This is a genomic window from Nonomuraea deserti (assembly GCF_004348685.1).
Classification (GTDB): domain Bacteria; phylum Actinomycetota; class Actinomycetes; order Streptosporangiales; family Streptosporangiaceae; genus Nonomuraea; species Nonomuraea deserti.
Map to the genome: position 1 here is coordinate 1 of NZ_SMKO01000047.1, position 13,761 is coordinate 13,761.

At 69.4% G+C, this 13,761-nt stretch carries 14 protein-coding genes; 13 read left to right on the plus strand and 1 reads right to left on the minus strand.

The genetic code is table 11. The annotated features are described in order from the left end of the window. Nucleotides 1–235: 235 nt before the first annotated feature. Nucleotides 236–1,225 carry a LacI family DNA-binding transcriptional regulator gene (locus tag E1292_RS19210; protein WP_132596598.1) on the plus strand — a complete coding sequence of 330 codons (990 nt, stop codon included), beginning with the start codon at nt 236–238 and terminating at the stop codon, nt 1,223–1,225. 136 nt (nt 1,226–1,361) lie between these two features. On the opposite strand, the gene E1292_RS19215 is transcribed toward E1292_RS19210, so the two are convergent. Next, on the minus strand, nt 1,362–4,226 hold the full coding sequence (locus E1292_RS19215) for an AfsR/SARP family transcriptional regulator (protein ID WP_132596599.1): 2,865 nt from the start codon (nt 4,224–4,226) through the stop codon (nt 1,362–1,364). 461 nt (nt 4,227–4,687) lie between these two features. On the opposite strand from E1292_RS19215, the gene E1292_RS19220 reads away from it, so the two are divergent. From E1292_RS19220 to E1292_RS19270, 12 genes are read left to right on the plus strand one after another with little or no spacing between them, the layout of a single operon-like run. Beyond that, the gene (locus tag E1292_RS19220; protein ID WP_165974622.1) at nt 4,688–5,500 is read left to right on the plus strand and encodes an AfsR/SARP family transcriptional regulator; all 813 of its coding nucleotides are present in this window, start codon (nt 4,688–4,690) and stop codon (nt 5,498–5,500) included. 21 nt (nt 5,501–5,521) lie between these two features. Then, nucleotides 5,522–6,454, plus strand: a complete 933-nt coding sequence (locus E1292_RS19225; protein WP_132596601.1) for an HTTM domain-containing protein — start codon at nt 5,522–5,524, stop codon at nt 6,452–6,454. After that, nucleotides 6,444–6,974: a hypothetical protein gene (locus E1292_RS19230; protein ID WP_132596602.1), complete on the plus strand. Its 531-nt coding sequence runs from the start codon at nt 6,444–6,446 to the stop codon at nt 6,972–6,974. Before E1292_RS19225 ends, E1292_RS19230 begins: the two co-directional genes overlap by 11 nt. Continuing rightward, nucleotides 6,971–8,569 carry a B12-binding domain-containing radical SAM protein gene (locus E1292_RS19235; protein WP_132596603.1) on the plus strand — a complete coding sequence of 533 codons (1,599 nt, stop codon included), beginning with the start codon at nt 6,971–6,973 and terminating at the stop codon, nt 8,567–8,569. Before E1292_RS19230 ends, E1292_RS19235 begins: the two co-directional genes overlap by 4 nt. A gap of 57 nt (nt 8,570–8,626) precedes the next feature. Further along, the gene (locus E1292_RS19240; RefSeq protein ID WP_165974623.1) at nt 8,627–9,721 is read left to right on the plus strand and encodes a radical SAM protein; all 1,095 of its coding nucleotides are present in this window, start codon (nt 8,627–8,629) and stop codon (nt 9,719–9,721) included. Then, nucleotides 9,709–10,698 carry a radical SAM family protein gene (locus E1292_RS19245; RefSeq protein WP_132596605.1) on the plus strand — a complete coding sequence of 330 codons (990 nt, stop codon included), beginning with the start codon at nt 9,709–9,711 and terminating at the stop codon, nt 10,696–10,698. Before E1292_RS19240 ends, E1292_RS19245 begins: the two co-directional genes overlap by 13 nt. Further along, nucleotides 10,695–11,381: an iron-containing redox enzyme family protein gene (locus E1292_RS19250; RefSeq protein ID WP_132596606.1), complete on the plus strand. Its 687-nt coding sequence runs from the start codon at nt 10,695–10,697 to the stop codon at nt 11,379–11,381. Before E1292_RS19245 ends, E1292_RS19250 begins: the two co-directional genes overlap by 4 nt. Further along, nucleotides 11,374–12,708 (plus strand): MFS transporter, encoded by a 1,335-nt coding sequence (locus E1292_RS19255; RefSeq protein ID WP_132596607.1) that lies wholly within the window; start codon nt 11,374–11,376, stop codon nt 12,706–12,708. The genes E1292_RS19250 and E1292_RS19255 overlap by 8 nt, the downstream gene beginning before the upstream one ends. A gap of 36 nt (nt 12,709–12,744) precedes the next feature. Continuing rightward, nucleotides 12,745–12,915 carry an aroma-sacti cluster domain-containing protein gene (locus tag E1292_RS51200; RefSeq protein WP_165974624.1) on the plus strand — a complete coding sequence of 57 codons (171 nt, stop codon included), beginning with the start codon at nt 12,745–12,747 and terminating at the stop codon, nt 12,913–12,915. A gap of 13 nt (nt 12,916–12,928) precedes the next feature. Further along, on the plus strand, nt 12,929–13,153 hold the full coding sequence (locus E1292_RS19260) for an aroma-sacti cluster domain-containing protein (RefSeq protein WP_132515526.1): 225 nt from the start codon (nt 12,929–12,931) through the stop codon (nt 13,151–13,153). A 25-nt stretch (nt 13,154–13,178) separates the two neighbouring features. Beyond that, on the plus strand, nt 13,179–13,409 hold the full coding sequence (locus tag E1292_RS19265) for an aroma-sacti cluster domain-containing protein (protein WP_132596608.1): 231 nt from the start codon (nt 13,179–13,181) through the stop codon (nt 13,407–13,409). Nucleotides 13,410–13,443: 34 nt separating this feature from the next. Then, nucleotides 13,444–13,674, plus strand: a complete 231-nt coding sequence (locus E1292_RS19270; protein WP_132596609.1) for an aroma-sacti cluster domain-containing protein — start codon at nt 13,444–13,446, stop codon at nt 13,672–13,674. Nucleotides 13,675–13,761 lie beyond the last annotated feature (87 nt).

Sequence of the window (13,761 nt, forward strand, 5' to 3'; positions counted from 1 at the left end):
GCCGATGAGGGTGGGAGGGGTCGGAGAACAGCTGCGTGCAATCGATTTCTGGCCGAAACGTACAAGCGTGGCATGACAGGCGTCAAGCCCGCGGGTGTCAGGGATCCTGTGGAGGTGCGCCCAGCGGGCGGGCACATTTCGAGAGAGTTCGAAGTGTGACAGGGTGATCTTGGAGTTTTCCCTGTTGGACGCCGAAGGCCCGCGCGGAGCCCGGCGATGGTAGAAACTTGGTGCGATGCCCACTATCTACGATGTCGCCCGTGAGGCCGGCGTGTCCGCCGCCACCGTCTCGCGCGTGCTCAACGGCGCGAGGACGGTCGATCCCGCCATGGTCGCGCGGGTGCTCACCGCGGTCCGCGAGCTCGGTTACCGCCCCAACGCGGTGGCCCGAAACCTGCGGCGCAGCCGCACCACGCTCTGGGCCGTGATCATCTCCGACATCGGCAACCCGTTCTTCACCGCCACCGTCCGCGGCATCGAGGACGTCGCCCAGCAGGCGGGCTACTCGGTCGTGCTGTGCAACAGCGACGAAGACCCGGCCAAGGAGGAGACGTACGTCGCGGCGGCGCTGAGCGAGCAGATGGCCGGGGTGATCATCGCGTCGTCGGGCAGCGCCAAGGCGGCCAAGAGCCTGCTCGACTCCCCCGTCCCGGTCGTCGCCATCGACCGCCAGCTGCCGCGCGGCGAGGTCGACACCGTCGTCGTCGACAACGAGGCGGGCGCGCGCACGGCCACCCGGCACCTGCTCGACGCCGGCTACCGGCGCATCGCCTGCGTCACGGGGCCCGAGGGCGTGAGCACCGCCGACCTGCGCCTGCGCGGCTACACCGCGGCCCTGTCCGCGCAGCAGCCGCCTGGAGAGCCGCTGATCGCCAGGACCGACTTCCGCGAGCAGGGCGGCTACGACGCCATGGCGTCGCTGCTGTCCTCTCCCGAGCGCCCCGACGCGGTGTTCGTGGCCAACAACCTCATGACAGTGGGTGCGCTGCGCTGCCTGGCCGACCACGAGGTGCGGGTGCCCGGGGAGATGGGCGTGGTCGGGTTCGACGAGATCCCGTGGGCCGACCTGGTCCGCCCGTCGCTCACCACGGTGGCCCAGCCGACGTACGAGCTCGGCCGCATGGCCGCCCGCCTGCTCGTCGACCGCATCGCCACCCCCGCGGGCCGGCCCGCCACGGTCGTCCTGCCCGCCGAGCTGCGCGCCCGCCAGAGCAGCGCCCGCTGACCCCTCCCCACCAGCGCTTCGGCTTCATCGCCGCGCCGTTCGCCACCCGGATCTTCGCGGACTTCGGGGCCGGCCGGGTCCGATACGCAGCTGACGATCAAGGTGGCCAGGAAACCCGGGCTGGGGGCGCATCGCCTCACCGGGTACGCGCAAGGGTCCGCAGGATCGTGGCCGCCTGGGCGCGGAGGCCCAGTTCGCCGGCGAGGGAAGCAGCACGCGTCAGGACCTGTTCCGCCTTGGCCCGCTGTGCCTGGACCAGGTAGGCCTGACCCAGGGCGTGCAGGACACGGATCTGGATCCGCCGCGAAGGGATGCGCTGGCCGATGCTGAGCGCCTCCTCCAGGGCTTGGATGGCGCCAGTGGAGCGGGCGTCCGTGATGTGGTTCCGTGCGTTGCCCAGGCCGAGGAGGGCCATGGCCTCCCCCGCGAGGTCGCCCAGCTGCCGCGTCATGGCCAGCACCTGTTCGAAGGCGGCCTCGGCCGCGGCGGGCTCGTCACGGCGCAGGTGCAGGGAACCGGTCCAGTACAACACCTGGGCGCGATTGCGCGGCGAGCCGCTGTCGTCGGCCACGCTCAGCGCGCTCCGGAGGTGAGCGTAGGCGGCGTCGTGGTCGCCGTTCTCCATGAGGATCTGGCCGATATTACGCAGGCAGTAGGCCACGCCGCCCTGATCCGACACCTCACGCAGCACGGGGAGCGCCTCGTGCTGCTTCCGCAGGGCCAGGTCGGCCCGGCCCAGGTAGAGGTCGAGCGCCGCCTGATAGCTGAGCGTGAGCGCGTAACCGTGCCGGTCGCCGAGGGCCAGGAATTCCCGCTGGGCCACCGCGAAGAACGTCTCGGCCTCGCCGTGCCGCTCCTGATCCACGCGGAGCAGCGCCATCCGGAAGGACACCACGCCTCGGCCGCGTGGATCGTCGACCGCACTGGCGGCGGTGAGCATCTGGGAGGCCTCCTCAAGATGGCCCTTGATCGTGAGCGTGGGCGCGCAGGTGCAGGCGAGCTCCCAGGCCAGTTCGTCCTGCCCGAGGCGCAGAGCCTGCCGGGTGGCGGTGACCAGTGCTTGCCGGTCGGCCTCCACCCAGCCCAGTGGCGCCGTCGTGACGGCCTGCGTGACCTCGCTGTCGAGGCGCGTCCGCGGGGCGTCGCCCAGCACCGTCTGGTAGTCGCCGCCGTAGATGCTGCGGTAGGCGTACTGGGCCAGCGACAGCCAGGCGCCGAGTGCCCGGCCGACGGCGTCCGAGCGTTCCCTCGGCACCTCCTGGCGCTCGCGGGCGAACAGCCTGACCAGGTCGTGGAACCGGTAACGGTCACCCGCGGTGTCCAGCAGTCGCGCATCGACCAGGCGTTCGGTCACGTCCTCCGCCGCGCGCTGGGTGGTGTCCAGCATGGCCGCGGTCACCCAGGCGGCGAAGTCGGGGGCGTCGAGCAGGCTGAGCAGGTGGAAAGCACGCTGCTCGAGCGGTGACAGCCCGCCGTACGAGAGCTCGAAGCCGGTGCGCACGTCGAGTTGCTCGTAGGCCAGCTCGTCCAAGCGCCGTCGCTCGTCGGTCAGTCTCGCTACCATGTGGCGCAGGTCCCAGTGGTTCTTGGCCACCAGCTTGGCACCGACGATGCGGATGGCGAGCGGGAGAAATCCCGCGAGCTCCGCCAGGCGCAGGGCCGTGTCCCGGTCCTCGTCCACCTTGCCGGCGCCCACGATGCGCGCGAGCAGGCCGAGCGCATGCTCGGGCGCGAGGCTGCCGAGATCGATCCTGCACCGGGTGGCCAGCGAACCGAGGCGTCTCCTGCTCGTCACGAGCACCCCGCAGGAACCCGCTCCAGGCAGCACCGGCCTGAGCTGGGAGGTGGACGCGGCGTTGTCCAGCACCAGCAGCAGCCGGCGTTGGGACAGCAGCCCGCGGAACACCTCTGCCCGCTCGTCGAGTCCCGGCGGGATGTCGACGGCGCTGGCTCCCAGCGCTCGCAGGAAACGGCCGAGGACCTCGCTGGGCTGGATCGGGTCCCGTTGGTTACCGCGCAGGTCGATGTAGAGCTGGCCGTGGGGGTATCTCTCAGTGACGAGGTGCGCCACGTGTACGGCGAGCGTGGTCTTGCCGACCCCGCCCGGTCCCGAGACGAGAGCCACCGGCGGCGCGGTCCCGCCTCTCGCGCTGAGCACCTCGGTCAGTATCTCGGCCTCCGCCGCCCGGCCGGTGAAATCGGCGATGTCGGCGGGCAGCAGATTCGGCAACGGCGCCGTGCTGAGGAGGTGCGCGGTCATCTCGGGCCCCTCGTCCTGGAGCAGGTCGGCGTGGGCCTGTCTGAGCAGTGGCGAGGGATCGATGCCCAGGTCTCTGGCGAAGCGGTGCCTGATCTGCTCGTATCGGTGCAGTGCCGCCGCGCGCCGCCCGCTGGCACCCAGCAACGCCAGCACCCTCGCCTGGATCGACTCGTCGTAGGGGAAGTGCTCGGCGATCCGCTCCACAGTTCCGGCCACCTCGGCTGCGCGTCCTGTGGCCAGCGCGTGGTCGGCCAGCTGGCAGGCGCACGCGAGTCGCTGCTTGGCCAGGTGGAGGACGGCGGGGTCGTTCCTGAGCCACTCGCTGGTATCGGCCAGGGCCCAGTCCCGCCACAGCGCCAGCGCCTCGCCGAGCGAGGCGACGGGGTCAGGCTCCCGGCTCGCCGCCGCCATGCGGCGCAGGAAGCGTTCGGCGTCGATGCACCCGTCGGGGACGCTCAGTCGGTAGCCGCCGCCGGTGTAGGAGAGCCTGCTGCCGCCGGGCAACCAGTGTCGAAGCCGGGAGACGGCGGTGCGCAGCGCGGCGGTGCTGCCACCGGACGGGCCCCACACCCGAGCGCTGAGAACATCCTCGGTGACGGTACGGCCCGCGTCGAGGAGCAGCGCGGCGAGCAGCCAGCGCACGTTGCGACCGGGAAGGGCGAGCGGGACGCCGTCGGCCCAGGCCTCCAAGGGCCCGAGGATGCGGAAGTCGACGGAGGGTTCCCCCACGCCTTCCGCCATGCTTCCTCCGAGGGATCCGCTGCAGATCCCTCGAATTTACTTCAGTTTTCGGCCTTTGCCAGAAACATCCGCTTGTAGCAGTCTCTGACTGCAGAGGGTCAGGAGCAGCCGGTTCCTCCCGCTCCCCATTCGGAGTTGGCGCATGAGCCTCCCCCCGGCTCGGTGGCCTGGGCTGTCGGCGCGCTCGCCAGAACCACGAGGACGCCCAGCACGAAACCGGCGATGATCCTGCTGAGTGCCATAGAACCCCCTTGGCAAGAGTGACGCCTTCGAGGCTGTCACAGCGGGATTTCAGATCGTTTGCATGTCCGCCCGGACGCTGCGAACGTCACGCAAACCAGCTGTGCGATGGTGCAGGGGCCGGTGATCACCATCACGTCGGAATGACGGCTTGGGGGTGTGTGGCATTGCGCCCGCTCGACTTCGCTGTGCTTGGACCACTTCAGGTGCGATCCAACGGAGTGCGACTGCAGTTGGGAGGGCGGAAGCAGCGGATCCTGCTCGGCATGCTGGTGTGCACCGCCAACGAGCCGGTCACCGCCGGGCGCTTGATCGAGGCGTTGTGGGACGCCGCACCGCCGCCGAGCGCGGAGAAGAACCTCCGCGTCTACGTCCACTACCTGCGCCGGATCCTGGGTAGCGAGAAGAGGATCACCTGGCGGGCCCCGGGATACGCGCTCACCGTGCTGCCGGGCGAGCTGGACATCCATCTCTTCGAGGAGATGGCCGCCGCCGGCACCCGGGCACTGGCTCGGAACGCTCTCGCAGACGCGGCCGGCTCCTTCCACCGGGCCCTGGAGGTGTGGCGCGGCCCTGCCCTCACCGGTTTCCTCGACATCGAACACCTCCGCGCCATGAGCGTCCGGCTGGAGGAACACCGGCTGGACGTGCTCGAGAAGAAGATCACCGCTGAGCTCGCTCTGGGGCGGCACGCCGACTTCGTCGGCGAGCTCCGCGTGCTGACGGCCGAATACCCGTTCAGGGAGAACCTCCAGAGCCTGCTGATGCTGGCCCTGCACAGGTCAGGGCGCCGGGCCGAGGCACTGGAGGTGTACGGCACGGTACGCCGCGCGCTCGTCGCGGAGTTGGGCGTCGAACCCGGCGCGAAACTGCAACAGCTGTACCAGGACATCCTGCTCGACGACCTCGTCTCCCACGCCGCCACGCCACCCGTCCTGGCCGGGCGCTCCGACCGGGAGGCGCTCCAGCAGATCAGGGAGGCGCTGAACCTCATCGTCCAGCTCCTCGATCGTTTCGACCCACCACGGCCCTAGGCACATATTCGGAGGCCAGACGTGTCCCGTTCACCGGAGACTCCGCTCGAACCCGAGCTCGACCGGCACGCCGCCCTCTCCATGGCAGAACGCCTCTGTGCCGTACACGGGCTCATGTCCAGCCTGGAGTACCTGGCGCGGCGGCAAGATCGCGAGTTCGGCGGGTTGAACAACTGGCGGGTGATGCGGCGTGCCCACCGCGACTCTCCCCCGCTGGTACGGCGGGCCCTGGATGGGATCGCCGGCCAGCGGGTGACCGCCACCATCCACACCGCCCGGGCGGCGTGCGCGGTCGTGCTGCTGCTGCCCGTCTCCGGCAACCGGGTCAGGCTCGGCGCGAACCTGGCGCTGGCGAGCACGACGATGCTGCTGAGGGCCCGCCACCGCTACGGCGGTGACGGAGCCGATCAGGTGGCCGTGGTCGTCCAGGCCGCCACCGCGCTGGGCAGGACCGGCGGCCCTGGGACCGTCGACGCGTGCCTGTGGTTCATCGCGCTGCAGTCCGTGCTCTCCTACGTGGCCTCCGGCTGCGCGAAGCTGGTCAACCCCGCCTGGCGGGACGGCACCGCGCTCACCCGGATCATGGCGACCCGGCTCTACGGCCACCCGTCCGTGTGGCGAGTCCTTCGGGACCACCCCAAGGTGGCCAGAGCGCTGAGCGCCGGCATCCTGGCCTTCGAATGCGGATTCCCGCTCGTCTTCCTGGCCCGCGGGCGCCTGGCCCCGCTCTTCGTGTGGTCGGCGATCGCCTTCCACCTCGTGAACGGCGGCGCCATGGGGCTGGGGCGCTTCGGGTGGGCATTCGTCGCCATGCACCCCGCGGTGCTGTACGTGACCCGCGGCCCACGCGACGACCGCAGCGACCTGCTCCCCCGCCTGGCGCTGGCCGGGACGGCCGGTGCCGTCGCCGCCGCCGCGATCGTCCGGGCCAGGGGTGATGATCGTGCGGAGTGACCGCGGTGCGGCCATGGTGGCCGGCGCGCTCGCGGCCTGGTTCGTCGTCACGCTCCTCAGCCAGCATCCGCGGCGGAAGACGGAGTGGCTGCGTGACCTCCTCCCCGGCGGCCTGATCCCTGACTGGCGGTTCTTCGCGCCGGAGCCCGTCCAGCACGACCTGGTCCTCGTCCACCGCACGGTGGCGGCCAACGGGGATCAGACGCGGTGGCGGGTGACGACCCCCGTCAGCGACCGATCGTTGCTGCACCTCGTATGGTTCCCGCAACGCCGGATGGAGAAGGCGCTCCACGAGATCGCCGGTGAGCTTCTCGGTCAAGCCGCCACGGGCACCCGCACCTGGACGAGCCACCACACGTTCGGGCTGTGCCGTGACCATGTCATCCGTGCTGCTCGCCGGGAGCCCGCCGGACACCACTCCATCGTGATCGGTGTGCAGTTCGGCCTGCTCCGCCGGCCCGGCGAGGAGATGCTGCTCGTTTCCCCGTTCATTCCCTGCACCAAGGAAACTGCGCGATGAGAGTCCTCCTGCTCTATGCCAACCCTCATCTCGCCATCCCGGTGAGCCCCTACGGGCTGGACGCCGTCAACACGGCGCTCCAGGCGCGGTGCGGCCCGGTGGAGGTGCTCACCAGCAACCCCTTTCTCGAGTCCGTCGAGCCGGAAGCCCATCTCGGGGCCGTTCTGGCGTACTTCGATCCCGACGTCATCGCGATCTCCATCAGGAACATCGACAACGCCATCGTCGCGCTGCCCGGCGAGCCACCACCCGGCGGATCGCCGATCGACATCGTCGCCTACGCGCCGGCGATCCGCGAGCTCACCGACGTCATCAAACGATGGCGGGCCGACGCTCTCTGTGTCGCCGGCGGCTCGGGCTTCACGGCCTGCCCGGCGGAGTTCCTGCGGTATCTCGACCTCGACTACGGACTGATCGGACCGGCAGAGAGCGCCTTCGCCCAGTTCGTCGAGGCATTGCGGGCTCCTTACTCCAAGACTGCGGAGCAGATTTTCCCGGAATTACCGGGCGCGATATTCAGGGACAAGGGCGAGTTTCGTCGCACGCCCAGCCGGCCCACATTGGGCACCGAAATATCCGCTCCCCCGCGTCTGGCACCCGAATACCAGTTGCTCTACCGCCTCCGTCATATTCCTGTCGCCGTGCGGACGAAAGCAGGCTGCCCGCTCCGCTGCGCGTACTGCACCGATCCGGTGAACCAGCTCCTGACCGACCGAAGAAGCGTGGAAAATGTCGTGGCCGACCTCCGGCACCACGTCGAGGACCATGGTCTGCGCCGCTTCCACATCGCCGACGCAGAGCTCAACCTGCCCTATGAGGATCACTTGCGGAGGGTGTGCGCGGGAATCAGGGACAGCGGGCTCGCCGAGCAGATCAGCTGGCGTGGCTACTTCAACATCACGCCGTTCTCGGACGAGCTGATCGACGCGCTGGTGGCCGCCGGGTGCGACGCTCCCAGCTTCGCCGTTGACAGCTTCCACGACATGGGGTTGCGCGCGCACCAGAAGAACTTCCGATCGCGTCACGCGCACGATGTGCTGAACCGCCTGCTCTCCCGGGCGCCGGGGATCGTTCCCGAGGTGTGCCTGCTGTTCGGAAGCCCGGGCGAGACCATGTCCGGCATCGAGGCGAACATCCACTGGATGCTCAGATACGCCGAGCGCGGAGTCCGGATCGCCTACTCCTGCGGGCTGCGCGTGTATCCGAACACGCCGCTGGGCCGGCAAACGCTCGACACCACGCACGTATATCTGCCGTCCGGCCCACTGGGCGGGCGCGGTGGACGGCGGTTCGCACCGGACGAACTCCTTCGGGAGACCGTTGTCTACTGCGAGCCCCTCTCCCCACGCGAGCTCTCCCACTACCTGGAGCAGCGGGTCGGCGGCCATCCGAACATCGCAACGTTCACCGACGGACAGTGGCCCGAGGCCCGGCATTCAGCAGAACTGCGCCTTTTCAATGTGGGCGTCCACCGCATGGCGTACGGAAAATTCGACGCGGCGCGCGACCACCTGTACGCGGCCCTGCAGAAAAACCCCGAGCTGAGCGTCGCGCACACGGCGATCGGCATCCTCGACGGCTTGAACTCAAATTGAATCAGGATACAACTCCACTGTTGCAGGATGAACCTGCACCTCGGAAGGAGGGCATGCATGCATTTGCAGGAAATGCTGCGGGCTCGACCGATACCAGGGTCTGCTGTTTACCTGGGACTCACGCGCCGCTGTCCACTGACCTGCCGGCACTGTTCGACGAACTCCCTCCTCAGCAGCGAAGAACACGACGCCGACCTCTTCCTCGGCTTCGCCGGCACGTTCACAGAGGAGGACCATCCCGAGTTCGTCCTCATGAGCGGCGGAGAGGCCCTGCTCAGGCCGCGACTGGTGCGCGACATCGCCCGCCGGGTGCGCACGGCGGGGACCCGGTCCTACCTCGTGTCCGGCATGTTCTTCGCCAGGAAGGGGAAGATCCCGCCGCTCCTTCGCGAGGCGATCGACGAGGTCGACCACTTCGCCGCCAGCCTCGACGTCTTCCACGAGGAGGAGGTGCCGCGGTCGGCGGTGCTCGACGTCCTCGGCCTGCTGGCCGACGAGGGCAAGGACGTGAGCCTGCAGCTCGTCGGCATGAGCGAGGACGATCCCTATCTGGCCGAGGCCACCGCCGACGTGCGCGACCGCCTGAGCGATCGCGTCCCCATGCTGGTCGGGCTGGTGGGGCCGACGGGCAGGGCGGCCGAGTGGATGCCCGATCGGCGCACGCTGACCCACCTGCCGCTCGCGGCCACCGTGGACCCCTGTGGCGTGGCAGCCTGGCCGATCGTCACCTTCGACGGCACCGTGATCGCCTGCTGCAACCAGGCCGTTGTCGACCAGGGCCGTAACGCGCCGGAGCATCTCAAACTCGGGCACAGCGCCACGGACTCCTGGCAGACGATCCGATCGCGGACCCGTACCTCGGCGACGCTGCGTGCCGTGAGGACGCTCGGCTCCCGCATGGTGTCTCAGGAGGCGGGGATCTCGCCTCCTGCCGACCAGTGCGCGGCCTGCTACGAGCTGTCCGCCACGAGTCCACGGCAGAAGGCGGTGGAACTCGTGGAACAGCCCGGTTTCCCCGCAATGGAGCTGGGCGTCCAGCACGTCCTCGCCAGCGGCGGAGCCGTCGGCTTCGTCCGGCAGTACGGCTCCAGGCGCTACGCCGACCTGGTCACACTCGGCTGTCGGCCCGAGGAGCAGCCATGCGCCGTCTGACCTACGCCGACATCGACGAAGCCCGGCACACCCGTGGCAAGACGGCGCTGTTGTTCCTCACCGACCGTTGCCCCGTCGGCTGCGCGCACTGCTCGGTCGACTCCCGCCCCGACAGCCCCAAGATCACGGACTTCCGCCTCTTCGAGCAGGTGGTGGAGGGGATCTGCGCTTCGGCGTACGAGCTGATCGGCATCACGGGCGGCGAAGCGTTCATCGAGCGGCGCGGGCTCAGCCTCGCCACGCAACGGCTGCGGGAGGCTGGGAAGGACCTGTCGATCGTCACGAGCGGCGTGTGGGCGACCACGGCCGATCCCCCGCAGTGGATCAAGGAAGTGATCCGGCGCTGCGGATGTCTGATCCTCAGCACCGACATCTTCCACTCCGCCGCGCTGCCGGACCAGCGGTTCATCCAGGCGGCCAGGACGATCGCGAACCAGGACGTCTGGATCGTGGCCCAGGTGATCGACGACGAGCAGGCGGGGAACCTGGCCACCGGTCTGCTCGAACGCGCCCTCGGCAAGGACTGGACCGACCACGCCGAGATCCACCGGGTGCCGCTCCTGCCGTACGGGCGCGCCGCCGACCTGTACCACCCCGTCCGCACGACGAAGGGCCGTGAGCACGGCGCCTGCTATCTCGCCCGCTCGCCGGTCATCCGCTACGACGGCAGGGCGTCGGCCTGCTGCAACGAGGTTGTGATCATGGGGCGCGGGCCGTCGGGACTGCGCAGGCAGTGCGCCGACGCGGACGATGTCGTCGCCGTGTTCGACGAGTTCGACCGGCACGGGCTCATCCGCGCGGTCGGCGACGTCGGCCCGGGCGTGCTGACGATGGATCCGCGGCTGGCCGACCTGGCCGAGCGCCGGTTCACCTCCATCTGCGAGCTGTGCTGGGAGATGGTGGACCGGCTCGGCGGGCGGGCGGACGATCCGCTGCTCCACTCCATCGCGCGACTGCGGGCGGGTGCGGTCCGATGAGCTCGCACAGTGCCCGCCTGCGCGCGAAGATCGAAATGGCGCTACCGGCCTTCCACGGCAGGACGCGGCGGCTGTGGTCGTCGCCGGAGCTGAAGGCTCTCTATCCGGAATACCTGATCATGATGCACACCCTGATCAGGGCGACCGTGCCCCTGATGGAAACGGCGATCGACCAGGCCGGCCGGCTGCCGGCGGATGATCCGGTGGCAGCCGGGCTGCGCGCCTACCTCACCAAGCACATCAGAGAGGAGCAAGGCCACGACGACTGGCTGCGCCAGGACCTGGCCGCCCTCGGACGCGATCCGGACGAGCCACTGCGCGCGATACCGATGACCTCGGTCGCGGACCTCGTCGGCAGCCAGTACTACTGGGTGCGCCACTACCATCCCGTGTGCCTGCTCGGGCACGTGGCGGTGCTGGAGGGTTACCCGCCGGACCCGCGACTGGTGGACCACGTCGTGGACCTCACCGGCTTCCCTCGCTCGGCGATGCGCACCCTGATCAGGCACGCCGCTCTCGACGTCCGGCACCGCGACGAGCTCATGGCGACGATCGACTCGTTGCCCCTGACCGCGACCCACACCGTGGCCATGGGCGTGAGCGCGCTGCACACCGTGCAGGGAATGGCGGCGGTGATCGACGACCTGCTCGCCAGGACCCCTGTAGAGGTCCCCCATGGCTAGTTTGCGGATGTTCGAGCCGCTGCGCCGGACGCAGTACCGCCGGATCTTCGCCGGGCAACTCGTGTCAGGACTGGGCGACTGGCTGGACACGATCGCGCTGCTCACGCTCGTCGCCTACATCTGGGAATCGGGCGCGTTCGCGCTCGCCGGCCTGACGATGGCGCAGGCGGTTCCCTGGATCGCGGTGGCCCCCTTCGTGGGGGTGTGGGTGGACCGGCTGCCGCCGCGCAGCGTGATGATCACGGCTAACCTGGTGCGGGCGGTCTTCGTACTCGGCTACCTGCTGGCTCCTAACCTGCCCGTCCTGCTGCTGCTGGTCATGGGCAAGAGCGTTCTGGGCACGTTCTTCGAGCCTGCGGAGCGCAAGGCGATCCGGCTGTCCAGCCCGCCGGACGAGTTGCATGCGGCGACGTCCCTCACCACGCTCTCCGGGCAGGCCACCAAGGTCGCGGGGCCCGCGATCGGCGGCCTGCTCGTCGCCGCGGCCGGACCCTACTGGGCGTTCGTGGCCAATGCGGCGAGCTTCGTGATATCGGCGGTGGTCCTGGCCGGGCTGCGCCTCCCCCAGCGGGCCGCGGCTCATCCGGCGCCGGTGCGTGGCCGGTTCTGGTCGGAGTTCAACGAGGGCTTGGGCTTCGTGGTCCGCAATCCCCGGCTGCGCGTAGCCCTCCTGGGCATGACGGCCACGATCTTCCTGGTGTTCACCTTCGACACGCTGTCCCCGCTCACGGTGACCGCGCTGGGGCTGGACAGTTCGGTGCTCGGGTTCGCCATCGCCGGGATCGGCGCCGGCGCGGTCTTCGGAACGATCCTCATCGGTCAGTGGGGCGAGAGAATCTCCGCGCCGGTCCTCATGAGCGTGTCCCAGGCGGCGGCAGGCGGCCTCATCGCGGTGATCGGGCTCGTCGCCTGGACGGAAACCGCGCTCCCAGGATCCGCGTTGCTGGCGATGATGATCGTCACCGGGGTCGCCGCCGCGGGGATCCTGATGTCCTTCGCGCTGACCCTGCAGACCTCGACGCCGGAAGTCCTGCTGGGACGCGTCTCCGGTACCGCCGACGTCCTGCCCACCGTGATGATGCTCGTGGCGCCGCCGATCGGGGCAGCGCTCGCCGCGGGGCTCGGCGTGGGCGGCGTGCTCGCCCTCGCGGGCGCGGCCCTTGCCCTGCTGGGAGTGGCGACCTTCCTGCCCGCCCGGCGCGCTGTCGCCCGTCCCGCTCCGCTGTTCGCCGAACCCGACCTGGTGGCGCACGCGACGTTCGCCGCACCGGACCCGCTGCAAGTGAACATTTCCCACCATGGCAGGGCGCCCTCCGTCCTGTTCTGAGTCGTACCTTCGCACTTCCCCTTGGAAGGAACCGAGATGAGCGACCGAGAGCTGCCGCTGGAGCCGATGTTCCTCACGGCCGAGGCGCGCGCCGTGCTCGCGTCGCTGTCCGCGGAGGAGGTCGCCGTGCTGGAGGCGGTGCGCGAGCGCATCGAAGCGGTCGCAGGAGACGTGGAGGCTCATGTCATGGGCGCCTCCTTCTGGTGACCCAGAACCGTTGATGAACAACCCGGCCGAAATCAGGAGGTTCGCCATGGCTGGAGTCGGACTGGCCCGCATCCAAGAAGGACAGCTCGCACCGGGCGCCACCCAAGTCGAGTTGGAAGCCATCGCCGCCATGTCGGAAGAGGAATTCGAAGTACTGAAGGCCATCAAGGCGCGGATCGACGAGGCAGTCGGCGTCGACACCGCACACGGTCCCCAAGACGGCGGGCTGTTCTGGTAACCGCCGGACACACAAGGGAGGACTCATGACCGCTTTCGATCCCATCCAGCGTCTCCGCGAGGCAGGCATCATCCCCTCGACACCGGCGAGCCACCTCGAAGAGGGGCACCAGGGCGGTCTCGCCCTCGAGGTGCTGGCGACCCTCACCGAAGCCGAGGTCGAGGTGATCAAGTCCATCCGCCACAAGATGAACGCCGCCGCGGAAGACCAGGACGTCATGGCCCACTCGGAAGTCACCGGCGCCGGTCTGTGGTGACCGGACTCGCCCAGAAAAAGAGAGGTGAAGAAACATGTCCGCATTCGATCCCATCCAGAGCCTTCGTGACTCTGGTGTGCTTCCCGCCACTCCCGACAGCCACCTTCGAGAGGGGCACCAGGGCGGTCTCGCGCTCGAGGTGCTGGCGACCCTCACCGAAGCCGAGGTCGAGGTGATCAAATCCATCCGCCAGAAGATGAACGCCGCCGCGGAAGACCAGGACGTCATGGCCCACTCGGAGGTCACCGGCGCCGGTCTGTGGTAACCCGCCCCCACGCGAGTACCACTGAGGTAAAGGGGACGGCCGGTGGCGTCATGAGGCACCGGCCGTTCTCCCTCTGGAAGTGCTTCT